Origin of the sequence: Roseofilum reptotaenium CS-1145, assembly GCF_028330985.1 — a bacterium.
Taxonomy (GTDB): Bacteria; Cyanobacteriota; Cyanobacteriia; order Cyanobacteriales; family Desertifilaceae; genus Roseofilum; species Roseofilum reptotaenium.
In genome coordinates, this window is the sequence record NZ_JAQMUE010000092.1 from 1 (window position 1) to 12,539 (window position 12,539).

Consider the following 12,539-nt stretch of genomic DNA (forward strand, 5'->3'; position numbering starts at 1 on the left):
CGATCAGCTAGAAGAAGTGTTGTACCAGCGCTGCCAAACCTTATTGAAACAGCCAGAATTAATTGGAGGGTTAACCGATTTTTACGGGTGGAGTGAACTCACTGCTATATCACAACTTATTCAACGGACTTGATATTAGTCGTTCGGTATTGGATTTTAGGCGTTCGTCAGATTTTCTGACGGTTTCGGCAGAAGGATTGCTGGTGGTGCGTCCAGCAGCAGCGGTGCAGATTTTATTGGTAACGGCTTGGGCAATAGAGGGGCGAGATTCACACCATTGGCGAAAGCGATCGGCTAATTGTACGTCGGTTTCTCCGGGACGGGAATAGAGTTCGACTAGGGCATCGTAAAGAATACCCAAACTTCCCAGGGAAGAAGCCTCTCCCTGGCGATCTCCTATTTCCTGGGCTATGGTTAAAGACTGCTGGTGCAAGTTGATCGCTCTTTTGTATTGCCCTAATAAATAGTAAGCATTGCCCAGATTTCCCAGGGAAGCCGCTTCTCCCTGGCGATTTCCCATTTCCCGATAGAGAGCAAGCGCCTGTTCCCAGGAGGCAATAGCTTCACGAAACTGACTTTTGTTGAATTGCTCTATCCCTTAGTTGAGTAGATCTTCTGCATCCATAAGGTCAATTAAAAATGAAAAATGGGTTTGGGTTGGCGATCTCGCCCAATCTCTTAGTCTGTATTGTAGCGATCGCATGGGTGAAGGGGAAGAAACCGGGTTTCTACAGAGATATGCAATAGCCACCCAACAGCAGAAACCGGGTTTCTGCTGTTGGGTGGGGGCGGTTAACGTTCAAAATGATAATAGGGAGACCCTATACAACTTAAAGTTCTCATCTTTGCTTAACACCGTTAACCCTTTGGCGATCGCCTGAATTAATTGCTCTGGCAAGTAATAGCTTGAGTGAATACCTCCACCAAATAAATAGTCTCTAAAACCTGGCTCGACTTTCTCCAATAGCTTCAAAAATATCTGCCTTATCAATGGGAAGTTTCAGGCTTTGCACCTCAAAGGGCGAGGATTTAAGGGGTTGCTCTGGACGAATAACGAATATGCGCCCATCTTGGTTTCTAAGTTTGATTTCGCCCTCACTTAAGGCTTTTTCTAATAAAGATGAAAGTTGTTCTTGCGCTTCAGAATAAGAGTAGACCATTATATCTCCACCTCAATGACTTGAATACCCTCATGTTTTGCAATGTCAACCAGATTTCTATCTAATGAGATTAGTGGTAAACCCTGTTCAATAGCACATTGAAGGATATAGGCATCGATCGCCATAAATATTGGATTTTCCTGCTAACCGGACTGCCTCTTTTAAGTTTATCTCCACAATTTCCAAGGGAATTTCTTGATAAACCTCTATGGCTTCAATAGCTTGTTGAAGGTCGATACGCGAACGTTTAAGCATCGCTGAAAAAGCGTTGCCTACTTCCCAATCAATTGAGGCTGACGCAACGACGATCGCATCTTTGGTGATCTCAATCAACTTGGCTTTTTCGGCTTCACCAGCAATTACAGCAATAATGGTTGACGTATCAACTACTATTCTCATTGGTCACAGATTGACTTTCACCCTAAATCTTAACCAATTTCAAGACGGGCTTACATACATAGGTAGTCGATCTAATCCGCCTCTCAACTCAAACCCAAAATATTACAATATTGTCCGCTTTGATGATTGGCTATGCAGCGATCGCCGTTTTGGGAGAAGCCATCGGGTTTCTACAGGAATATGGAATTGCCAAGCAGAGTTGGAAGAAACCCGATTTCTAGCAGACTCGGTGGAAATTTCACTCTTTTTGACCTAACTTTAGCCAGCTAAAAACGTCCTGTGCTGTCAGTTGTAAGTCTATATCGGATAACACGTGCAGGCTATCATGCCCTCGACACACTTGGATTTCTTGTTGAGGGGTTAAAATCAGGATCGAATAATCATTCGGGTCAACTAACCACCCCAATTGGCTGCCATGATGGAGACAATGGAGAATATTATCAATGACTCGATTGGTACTTTGATCGGGGGAAAGGATTTCAATACACCAATCTGGTGCTTGGGTGAAGTTATCTTCCGGTTCACCCTCGTTATTAAGCTGAATTTTATCCCAGGATAGGACAACAATATCGGGAACAATGGAACGACTGGCAAATGTACAGCGCAGTTCTGGTAGAGTGAGATAGCGATCGCTTGCCTGGTCTATTGCAGCTAACAGTCGCTTCTGTAAAATAGCATGGCGAAATTTAGGCATGGGTTTCTGAAGGGCATTCCCCGCAACGTATTCCCAAGGGGGCGAGTGTTCGAGGTTGGGGAGTTCGAGAAATTTTTCTAGGCTTAAGTTTTCGGTGACGACATCAGTCATTGCAATTAAAAAGTAACAATTGGTTCTGGCTGCTCGTTTCCTTTCAGTCCAGCCAAGGTTGATGGACTGAAGGGCGATATACGGGGCGTTTGGGTTGGCGAGAAGTAACGGGAGTAGAGCGAGTCATCTGTTGCACGGTTCGATCTTGAATTTTGGGTTGATGGGGTTCTCCTTGCCAAACCTTCAGGGTTTTATCCGCACTTGCGCTGACAATAAATTGACCATTGGCACTCCAAGCAACGCTATTGACGGAATTTTGATGACCATCTAGGGTAGTTAATAAGGTAGCTGTTTGTACTTGCCAAATTTTTAGGGTGCGATCGTCGCTACCACTGACTAAAAATTGACCATCGGGACTAAAAGCAAGCGATCGCACATAATCCTGATGTCCCTCAAATATCTGTACCGTTTTCCCCGTCTCAAAATCCCACAGTTTCACCAAGTTATCCCAACCTCCACTGGCAAGAATATTTCCATCAGGACTAAAGGCTAAGGCGTTGACAATCTTTAAGCGGGAAGCCAAATCTCCAAGAGTTGCAAACTCGACTTCCCGCCCAACATGCCACAGTTTAATACTATTATCATCACTGCCACTGGCAATAATTTGCCCATTGGGGCTAAAACTCACCGCTCGCACGGAGGCTAAATGTCCACTGAGAGTATAGATTACTTCTCCGTAGCGGGAATCGGTGGGGTCAAGCTGCCAAACCTTTACGGTGCGGTCCTTACTGGCACTTGCCAAGAGCGTTCCTTGAGGATTCCAGGCGATCGCATTAATTGCATCTCCATAACTTCTCTGATCCCCTGCATGACTCTCTCCCAACTGCGGCCCCCATTCCCCTTGTTGTAAATCCCACACATAGATGGCGCGATCGTCTCCCCCACTGGCTAAAAACCGACCATTGGGACTGAACGCCACTGCATTCACGTATAAAGCATGACGGCGAAGGGTTCCCTCATGCTCTCCCGTCACCCCATCCCAGAAGCGGACAGTTTGGTCTTCTGAGCCACTGGCAATCACCCTAGAATTCGGATGTATCGCCACCGCCCCCACCCATTGCGTATGACCACTGAGAGTATGGACGCACTGCCAGCGATCCGATGAAGGAAGGGAAGGGGACTGAGACGCTAAGGGTGAAACCACTGGTTTTATCGTTGCTGTGGGCTGATTAACCCGACGATCCAGACTCGGTAAACCTTGCAAATCCTTGAGAACCTCTTGGGCAGAATGATAGCGATGATTAATGGCATCGGCGATGAGGCGATCGATAATTTGTGCTAGGGGTTCACTAATCGGATTATCGCCCAAATTCTGCCGCCAAATCCAAGTATCTTCATGAATATCAAATAGCTCAAACGGTGACTTTCCAGTCAGCATATGCAGACAAGTCACCCCTAAACTATACAAATCGCTGGAAAAAACGGCCCGTCCCCGTCCTTGTTCTGGCGCTAAATATTCCGGCGTGCCAATCGTTGTTCCTGTTTTCAACAAAGCGGTTGATGTGGCATATTTCGCCGCACCAAAATCCACTAAAACCAATTGTCCATTTTCACGCAAAAGAATATTTTCTGGTTTAATATCTCGATGAATGATATGGTGATGATGGATAAAGTCTAAAACCGGCAGAAGATTATAGAGTAAATCGCGGATTTGGTTCTCATTAAATCGTCCCGTTTGTTCTAGAACTTGGCTTAAGTTTTGTCCATCAATGAATTCTTGTACCAGATATTGGCGAGAATCTTGGGTAAAGTGGGCATAGAGAGCCGGAATTTGAGCATGTTGTCCCAGATCGTCTAGTCGTACTGCCTCTTGTTCAAACAATTGGGTTGCCTTTTGCACATTGTTGGTTCCCTGGGCTTGGGGAAAAAACTGCTTGATGACACAATAGGGTTGGGAAGGCTTATCGAGATCGATCCCCAAAAATGTGCGCCCAAATCCCCCTTGACCAATACATTTGAGCGCTTTATACCGGTCTTTGAGCAACAGGGCACTTCGACAGCTTTGACAAAATGTATTGCTGTCAGAATTTTTAGGTTGCTTGCAGTCCGGGTTGAGGCAATATCTCATAACATAGGTTGGGCGGGGCATATCGATCTATCTTATAGTGCTTTCCGCTTCGCGGACATGAAACGCGCTGGTAATGGGTAATGGGTGAGTTGAAAGTATGTATGATGTAGTAATTAAAGGGGGGCGTTTTCCAGACGGCGATCGCCTGGATCTGGCGATTTCCGGCAGTCACATTGCCGCTATTGCCCCAGAAATCAATGCTCCCAGTCAACAGGAATTATGGGTAAAGGATAAGTTAATCAGTCCTCCGTTTGTGGAGTCCCATATTCATCTCGATTCTGCTCTGACTGCGGGAGATCCCCGCTGGAATGAGAGCGGAACCCTGTTTGAAGGGATTGCCATTTGGGGCGATCGCAAGCAATCCTTAAGTTACGCAGAAGTTCAAGAAAGAGCATTAAAAGCGCTCAAGCAGCAAGCCGCACAAGGAGTCCTTTGGGTACGCACCCATGCCGATGTGAGCGAACCGAACTTGATTGCCTTAAAAGCCTTATTGGACTTGCGAGAGCAGGTAAAAGACTGGCTAACGCTGCAAGTCGTCGCCTTTCCCCAAGATGGCATTTATGGACAACCCCAAAACGAACAGCTTTTAGAAACTGCACTGCAATTGGGTGCAGATGCGGTTGGGGGAATTCCTCATTATGAATTTACCCGTGAAGATGGGGTAAAATCCGTTCATCGCATCTTTGAACTGGCGCAACAGTACCATAAACTAATTGATATTCACTGCGATGAAATTGATGACGATCAAGCCCGATTTTTAGAAGTGGTGGCTGCCTGTGCGATTCGTAGTGGACTCGGTTCCCAAGTAACGGCGAGTCATACGACGGCTTTCGGCTCCTATAATAATGCCTATGCCTTTAAGCTGATGGGGTTACTGAAACGGGCGAAGATTAACTTTATTGCCAATCCTTTAATTAACATTACCCTGCAAGGACGCACCGATACTTATCCCAAACGGCGCGGTGTTACCCGTGTCAAAGAGTTATGGCAAAATGGCTTAAATGTATCCCTCGGTCATGATTGTATCCAAGACCCTTGGTATAGTTTGGGAACGGGCAATATGTTAGAAGTTGCTCATATGGCGGTTCATGTCTGTCAGATGACGGGGATACCAGAAATTAATGCTTGCTACGATATGGTGACTACAGGGGGGGCAAAAACTTTAAATGGATCTGATGGGTATGGCTTAGAAGTGGGTAAGCCGGCGAATATCATTATTCTGGATGCTGATAGTCCCTATGATGCCATTCGCCGACGGGCAACGGTGGAGGTTGTCATTGCTCAAGGTAAAATTCGGGTACGAACAGATGCGCCCCAGGTCCATTGGCAGACTTAAATCGTTTAGAGATATAGTACTTTGGGCTGTTATGGAGTAGACTATTGATTCCCCAAAGCCATGTACCACAATCCTATTCCCCATTCCCTATTCCCTAGCACAAAGTGCTATAGCTGAGAAAGGGAGAGTTAGGACATTTTCTATTGCCTCTTGCCTCAAACCATAACCTCACTGTCCTAATCAACTCTTTCACTGCTATATGTTAACCAGTCTTCAAAATCCTTGGGTGAAGCAATTACGAAAGTTGCATCAAGCCAAGGGGCGTAAAATCGCCCAATTATGTTTACTAGAAGGAACCCATTTGGTAGAAGCCGCTTGTCAGGTGAATGCGGCTTTAGACAGTGCAGCCTATACTCCCGAATGGTTGCAAAAAAATGCCCAGTTGGGGGCGCAATTGCAAGAGTGCTGTCAACGGGTGGAGCAGGTGAGTACTGAGGTGTTAAAGGCGATCGCCACTACGGTCAATCCTGATGGTGTAATTGCTACTCTCCGCAGAGATGCGCCCAACCCCCTATCCCCGCGACTCCATCGACTAGGACTGATCCTAGAAACGCTTCAAGATCCCGGAAATTTAGGCACAATCCTTCGCACCAGTGCCGCCGTCGGTTTAGACGCGATCGCTCTCAGCCAAGATAGTGTCGATTTAGACCATCCTAAAGTCCTACGAGCTTCTGCGGGCGCATGGTTTCAGGTTCCCATGGCAAGGCAACCGAGTTTACCCGACTTTATCGCCCAATGCCGTCAACAGGAGATGCAAATTATCGCTACGACTGCTAATGCTCCCCAATCTTACTGGGATATTAACTGGACACAACCGACTTGGGTGTTATTGGGCAATGAAGGAGCAGGATTATCGCCAGAATTGCTCGACTTAGCCGATCGCCAGGTGAGCATTCCTATTGCTGAGGGAGTAGAATCTCTGAATGTGGCGATCGCCGCTGCTCTTATTCTCTACGAAAGCCAAAGACAATGGACGGAGGGGAGATAGGGGGATGGGGGAATGGGGGGACGCTCCCTTCGACTCCGCTCAGGGAGCTATTACCTATTACCCATTCCCAGCGGAAAGCTCCATATTTTGATAAAGTCAAGAATAAATCATTACGGGAAAAGGCGTTAAGGGAGGCTTAGGGATTTTGGCAAATCACTGGTGGGAAATTCAAATACTCTGCGATCCAGCTTTAGAAGATTTGATTTTCTGGCGTTTAGATCGATTTGGCTGTCAAGGAACCAGCAGCGAAAATAAAGCTAACGCTCGGTTAGTGCAAGCCTATTTACCCCAAGAAAAAGCCCAATTGCTCGATTTAGCGGCTTTATCCATTGGTTTTCGCCAAGATGCCCTTACCGTTTCCCTACCCGTTCCTGGCGTTCACTGGCACTTAATTGAGGACGAAGATTGGTCAATTACCTGGAAGAAGCATTGGGAACCGGAATCTATTGGCGATCGCTTCATTATTTGTCCCGCTTGGTTATCTCCTCCCGAAGCCCCAGATAGACACATCTTATACTTAGATCCAGGGATTGCCTTTGGTACAGGAGGTCATGCGACTACCCAACTTTGCTTAGAATCGTTAGAAATGCGTCTAGGTGAACCTCAAAAAAACGAAGATTTGGTTTTAGCTGATATTGGCTGTGGTTCAGGCATTTTATCCATTGGCTCTCTATTGTTGGGCGCAGATCAAGTCTATGCCGTTGATACCCATCCCCTAGCTGTTCAGGCGACGATCTGTAATGGCAAACTCAATCATTTAGGAAGCGATCGCCTGATCGCTGCCCAAGGAAGTATCAATGAACTCATTGAAACCCTCCCTGCCCCCGTCGATGGCATCCTTTGTAATATCTTGGCTGAAGTCGTGATCGATCTGATTCCCAAATTTGAGGCGATCTCTAAACCCAGCACCTGGGGAGTTATTAGTGGTGTCCTCTTAGAGCAAGCCAAACCTGTTGCTGATGCTTTAGAACAACATGGTTGGATGGTAGCAACCCTTTGGCGACGGAAAGAATGGTGTTGTTTCAATATCCGTCGCGAGTTGGAGGATTGAAAGGGAGAGGGGAGAGGGAAGAGGGAAGAGGCAATAGGCAATAGGGAGTTATTTTCAGTGTCTCCCTATTGCCTATTTCCTTAAATTTCGGCAACTGCACGTTCAATTAAACGATGGGCTAGAGTCTGAATTCCAGTATGTTCATAATAATTGGTACTTACATCCAGGAATGCGGCCAAATAGTCTAATTTATCATCACTGAATTCGACAAAGCTTTGGAGACTATTTGCCACATTCGTTGGCGTAATGCCGCGATCGCTGACAAAATCACCCATCCAATTGGAAACCGAACCAAACGATTCACCAATAAAGCCCAACTTACTCTCTTGATCGTTGCCAGGGATTGCATCTTCTATCGCCCGGAATCCCTGATTTTGTTCTAAATCACTCGTAGAAAGACCACCAATCCAATCCGCCGCTACACCTAAAAAGTCTGGCCCTAACGGAATTAAACCATCAAAACAAACCAGGGCCGCCATCCGCATTAACGACTCACCACTATAATCCCCTAAAGCACCAACAAAATCCCCAATACTATCCCCAGGAATTCCATTAATTGAGCAAAATCCGAGCAATTCCGCCACCACCTTTAAGGATAAATCAATCGTTTGAGCTTTACCCGGTTTGGGAGTCAGGCTAGTTAACAAACCACCCACTAAAGGAATTTTATCACCAACCATATTCGCTAACGAAACTGCTCCCAAGGCCCGACCTGCTCCACTGACGGTTTGATAGAGCCAAAGGGCCCGTTGATAGCCTTCAGCTTTATCATTGAAGAGTTCGATCGCGCGATCGCCGATCGCCTGAATCATCTCTTCATCCTCTTCCCCAGTAATGGTGCGGATGCTATTCTCAAACCCCACCAAGTTATTCCACTCTCCTGGAACTACAAAATCTAGGGCACGTAACGACTTAATGGTAATATTATCTATGGGCAGTTCATCAACTAATTCAAAGATCGGTTTACTCATGGTTCTTGCCTCAATTACTCCTGAATTTTGAAACCGTTTACTGATTAATTATTACTCGCAACACTTTCTACTTTTATCCGATACATTTTTATCCCCCTAAATCCTTCTTTTTAAGGTGGGTCTAGGGGGATCTTTTCCTACTCTACCTTATTACATTTCCAGTAGCTGATCTTATCTTTCTCCGCTACCCGACTCCTTAAACCGTTCCCCAACCTGGAGGAGGTAGCGCTACTTGATCGTCAATCTTAGAATGGGAAACAGCAGACATGGAAGCAGATAGCCACAGAAACATTTCTACAAAATTGAGGCCTTTTAATTTTACGGGAGTCCGCACCACAATCTCGCTTAACTGAGCTAAATCAGCATTTTCCACCCCTACGGCAAAAAAGGCTACTTGTTTATTATTTTCTGCTTGTTGGATGCGTTGAGCGGCTTTTTGCACCACTTCTTCTGGTTCCCCTTGGGGTGCGCCATCAGTAATTAAAAATACCCAAGGACGATAATAGGCAATGCCATTCGCGCGATATTCAGCTTTTCGCGCTTCAATTAAATCCAAGCCTGTATTAATTGCACCTCCCATATAAGTCATTCCTTGGGATTTGAGTTTGGGGGTTTCAAATTGATCGGCGGTTACAAAGTCCAGTTCTACCTTGATTTCATTATTAAAACTGACAATGGCCACTTCCACCCGACGAGCAGCTAAGGTATCTTTATTCAGGTCAGTGCGAAAGGTTTCTAAGCCCTCGTGTAAAGCATCAAGGCTCTCTCCTTGCATGGAACCAGAGGTATCAAGCAAGAGGACACAGGGACAACGGGGTTCTGGGTTCTCCGCAAATTCAACGGCTTCATCAAGTCTTAAGGATTCAGGCATGGCGATCGACTAATCTCTACTCCGGTTCTATGCTAATCAAAAGTATATAGTGCTTTGCGCGGGTAATGGGTAATGGGAGAATAGCGAACCTGCCCCTTATCTCTACAATTGTTCATTATTCATTCTTCTTTCTTCATTCCCGAACCAACTGGTCATGGAGTCGGTTGGTGGCCTATCCTAGTTGTATTACTGTGGGGTTTTACCCCCTAAACCTCTGTTGAAAGGTGTTCTCAGGATTCTAGGCAATTACCATGTTAATGTTACTCTTCTATCTAGGAAAAGATTCTTATGCTATTGAGAGTTCCAGTGTAGTAGAGGTGATTCCTAGAGTACCCTTGAGGAAGATTAATCATGTGCCAGATTATGTAGCGGGATTATTTAACTACCGAGGCAACATTGCACCAGTGATCGATCTGTGTCATCTGATTCAGGGAAAACCAAGTGGGGTTAAGTTGAGTACCCGGATTATTATGGTAAACTCGATGACCCAAGATCGGACGATGCCTTATTTGGGATTAATGGCAGAACGAATTATTAAAACATTGGATAAACCGGATAGTGACTTGGTGAATTCGGATGTACATATGAATGTCGCACCTTATTTGGGGGGGATTATTCTGGATCAAAATGGCATGATTCAGCGCATTCATCTGGATCAATTGTTTACGGATGCCCGACAATTTTATTTAGCTGCAGCAGGAGACATACAGACGGATGAGTCTAACTAAAATTGAGGGTTTATTGAGTCAGAAAACTGGAATTTCAGCCGCGAGTGTTGGCTCTGGAAAAATTGCTAAGGTGGCAAAGGATCGTCAGATTGCTTGCGGATTACCAAGTTTAGATCGCTATTTTAGGGTTTTACAAACCTCCGATCGCGAATGGCAAGCCTTCATTGAACACATTGTCGTTCCGGAAACTTGGTTTTTTCGCGATCAGCGGCCGTTTGATTTTCTCACCAATATTCAAGATTCGGACGGGTTCAACACCTGCGCGTCTCAACCCTTACGTCTACTGAGTGTTCCTTGCTCGACGGGAGAAGAACCCTATTCAATGGCGATCGCCCTATTAGAGGCTGGCTTATCTGCCGATCAGTTCACCATTGATGCCGTCGATATTAGCCAACAGGCGATCACCAAAGCCAAACGAGGTATCTATCGGCACAGAGCCTTTCGGGGAGAAAAGTGGATGAGGGGCGATCGCTATTTTCAGCTCACCCCAGAAGGCTATGAAGTTATTGCCCCAGTGCGAAAGACCATTAACTTTCACGCCGGAAACATTTTAGATTATTTTCCCCAAAATCCGATTCAGTATCATATTGTTTTCTGTCGTAACCTCTTGATTTATCTCGAATTAAGGGTCTGTACGCAAGTGACCCAAATCTTAGAGCAGCTCTTATTACCTAATGGATTACTGTTAATCGGAGCCGCAGAAGCTGGAAAAATCCCCAGCGATCGCTTTACCTCTATTCGCCAGCCCCTGACTTTTGCGTATCAAAAAATAGACTCAACTCCATTCTCTCCCCCACAAGAGGCGATCGCCTCTTCCTCATTGCAGGTCAAAAATGATTTATCCCATACCTCTAAGTGTCTGTATTCCAGCTCTAGACGCTCATTCACTCCGCCCAACCCTAACCCCCTCTATCCGGCTAATTTAGAATTAGCTCGGCAATTAGCCGATGGAGGACAACTTGACGAAGCCCTGAATCATTGTCAAAACTATTTAATTAAGCATAATACCAATGTTGAAGCCTATCTCTTAGTGGGGACACTCTATCAAGCCAAAAGCGAAAATACTAAAGCAGAATGCTATTTTCAGAAAGCTCTTTACCTGAATCCCAACTGCTACGAAGCCCTGATTGCCCTCTCTCTGCTCAAAGAAAATCGAGGAGATCTAATCGGAGCAGAACGCTTAAAGCAGTGAGTAGCAAAAAACTCAAAACTTTCTCCATAATAACCAGGAGTTTTTATTTTGAACAGCCTATTGAAAAATCAATCTTTACAAGGTCGAATCAAGACTGCATTCATGTTCATGGGAGGCTTGGTTTTAATCGTTGCCCTAATCGGTTTAACGTCCACCATGCGCTTAAGTGGAAATATTCATATTTTAAGTGAGAATAGCTTGCCCAGTCTAGTGGGACTATGGAAAATTAACGAAGGTCAAACCCAAATAAAATCTTCGGAACGCGCTCTTTTAGTCACCGGACTAACGGCTGAAGAATGACAAGTAGAGTTAGATAGAATTAGCAAAGGCTGGGATCAGATTAGCGAAGGATTTAACCAATATGAAGTAACCGATTGCACTCCAGAAGAAGAGAGAAACTATCAGCAACTGGTGAGTAACTGGGACAGGTGGCAGGACGATCATGAAGAATTTCTCCAACTCAATGAGCAATTTGAACGTTTAGGGATTCTCGATCCCTATGCCAGAGAAGCAGAATTAATGGCCCAAGACCCCAATAATCCAGGCGAACTTCGTAGGGTACAAAATGCAATTCGACTGTTAGAACAACTACGCGAGCGTGCCAAGCGTAATCGGGCCTCATTTGAAGAGGCAACTTCATCCTTACTCGAAGCCCTCAACATTAACCAAGATACAGGAAGCAGAGCAGAAAACAATGCCAGTAGAGCCATTCGCCAGTCCCAGATTTTAAGCGTCCTGGCTATCAGCCTGGGGTCAACCTTAGCTGTGGTGTTTGGGCAATTCCTCAGTAATGGTCTCGTCCAGAGATTACAACGCTCCGTCGTGCAAATTATATCAAGTCCGGAGAATCAATCAAAGTATAGCCGCGATTTCACGCCACCAATGAAAACGGGTCAAGTCTCGAATCAATGCCCTCTGGGTCAGTAACTTTCGGCAACGTTGGTATAAAACCTCTTCGAGTTCATCGAGA

The 12,539-nt window shown here is 45.6% G+C and carries 15 protein-coding genes; 8 read left to right on the forward strand and 7 right to left on the reverse strand.

Annotated elements, in window-relative coordinates; all coding sequences use genetic code 11:
• Positions 1-109: 109 nt before the first annotated feature.
• Entirely contained in the window at positions 110-595 is a 486-nt protein-coding gene (locus PN466_RS26070; protein ID WP_271943510.1) for a tetratricopeptide repeat protein, read from the reverse strand.
• A gap of 7 nt (positions 596-602) precedes the next feature.
• Here PN466_RS26070 and PN466_RS20965 point away from each other — a divergent pair, with 7 nt between their 5' ends.
• A complete protein-coding gene (locus PN466_RS20965; RefSeq protein ID WP_271943477.1) occupies positions 603-881 on the forward strand; it encodes a hypothetical protein in 279 nt (92 codons plus the stop codon).
• Between the two features lie 57 nt (positions 882-938).
• Here PN466_RS20965 and PN466_RS20970 read toward each other — a convergent pair whose 3' ends face one another.
• The 4 genes from PN466_RS20970 to PN466_RS20985 form a co-directional block, all read right to left on the reverse strand.
• Complete coding sequence (locus PN466_RS20970; protein ID WP_271943480.1) at positions 939-1,160, reverse strand: hypothetical protein; 222 nt, start codon at positions 1,158-1,160, stop codon at positions 939-941.
• A gap of 87 nt (positions 1,161-1,247) precedes the next feature.
• Positions 1,248-1,559, reverse strand: a complete 312-nt coding sequence (locus PN466_RS20975) for a type II toxin-antitoxin system VapC family toxin (RefSeq protein WP_271943482.1) — start codon at positions 1,557-1,559, stop codon at positions 1,248-1,250.
• 238 nt (positions 1,560-1,797) lie between these two features.
• Positions 1,798-2,364 (reverse strand): Uma2 family endonuclease, encoded by a 567-nt coding sequence (locus PN466_RS20980; protein ID WP_271943485.1) that lies wholly within the window; start codon positions 2,362-2,364, stop codon positions 1,798-1,800.
• Positions 2,365-2,407: 43 nt separating this feature from the next.
• Positions 2,408-4,453, reverse strand: coding sequence for a serine/threonine-protein kinase (locus PN466_RS20985; RefSeq protein WP_271943487.1), 2,046 nt, complete (start codon positions 4,451-4,453; stop codon positions 2,408-2,410).
• Positions 4,454-4,529: 76 nt separating this feature from the next.
• Here PN466_RS20985 and codA point away from each other — a divergent pair, with 76 nt between their 5' ends.
• From codA to prmA, 3 genes are all read left to right on the forward strand, one after another.
• Positions 4,530-5,768 (forward strand): cytosine deaminase, encoded by a 1,239-nt coding sequence (gene codA / locus PN466_RS20990; protein ID WP_271943490.1) that lies wholly within the window; start codon positions 4,530-4,532, stop codon positions 5,766-5,768.
• A 199-nt stretch (positions 5,769-5,967) separates the two neighbouring features.
• A complete protein-coding gene (locus tag PN466_RS20995; RefSeq protein WP_271943493.1) occupies positions 5,968-6,756 on the forward strand; it encodes a TrmH family RNA methyltransferase in 789 nt (262 codons plus the stop codon).
• A gap of 145 nt (positions 6,757-6,901) precedes the next feature.
• Positions 6,902-7,807: a 50S ribosomal protein L11 methyltransferase gene (gene prmA, locus PN466_RS21000; RefSeq protein WP_271943495.1), complete on the forward strand. Its 906-nt coding sequence runs from the start codon at positions 6,902-6,904 to the stop codon at positions 7,805-7,807.
• Positions 7,808-7,887: 80 nt separating this feature from the next.
• Here prmA and PN466_RS21005 read toward each other — a convergent pair whose 3' ends face one another.
• Positions 7,888-8,778 carry a hypothetical protein gene (locus PN466_RS21005; protein WP_271943498.1) on the reverse strand — a complete coding sequence of 297 codons (891 nt, stop codon included), beginning with the start codon at positions 8,776-8,778 and terminating at the stop codon, positions 7,888-7,890.
• A gap of 196 nt (positions 8,779-8,974) precedes the next feature.
• On the reverse strand, positions 8,975-9,649 hold the full coding sequence (locus tag PN466_RS21010; protein WP_271943500.1) for a vWA domain-containing protein: 675 nt from the start codon (positions 9,647-9,649) through the stop codon (positions 8,975-8,977).
• A gap of 251 nt (positions 9,650-9,900) precedes the next feature.
• Here PN466_RS21010 and PN466_RS21015 point away from each other — a divergent pair, with 251 nt between their 5' ends.
• The 4 genes from PN466_RS21015 to PN466_RS21030 all read left to right on the forward strand — a co-directional run bounded on the left by PN466_RS21015 (position 9,901) and on the right by PN466_RS21030 (position 12,496).
• The gene (locus PN466_RS21015) at positions 9,901-10,377 is read left to right on the forward strand and encodes a chemotaxis protein CheW (protein WP_271943502.1); all 477 of its coding nucleotides are present in this window, start codon (positions 9,901-9,903) and stop codon (positions 10,375-10,377) included.
• Positions 10,364-11,569 carry a CheR family methyltransferase gene (locus tag PN466_RS21020; protein WP_271943504.1) on the forward strand — a complete coding sequence of 402 codons (1,206 nt, stop codon included), beginning with the start codon at positions 10,364-10,366 and terminating at the stop codon, positions 11,567-11,569. Before PN466_RS21015 ends, PN466_RS21020 begins: the two co-directional genes overlap by 14 nt.
• Positions 11,570-11,617: 48 nt before the next feature.
• The gene (locus PN466_RS21025; protein WP_271943506.1) at positions 11,618-11,869 is read left to right on the forward strand and encodes a hypothetical protein; all 252 of its coding nucleotides are present in this window, start codon (positions 11,618-11,620) and stop codon (positions 11,867-11,869) included.
• Between the two features lie 111 nt (positions 11,870-11,980).
• Complete coding sequence (locus tag PN466_RS21030; RefSeq protein WP_271943508.1) at positions 11,981-12,496, forward strand: hypothetical protein; 516 nt, start codon at positions 11,981-11,983, stop codon at positions 12,494-12,496.
• Positions 12,497-12,539: the final 43 nt, after the last annotated feature.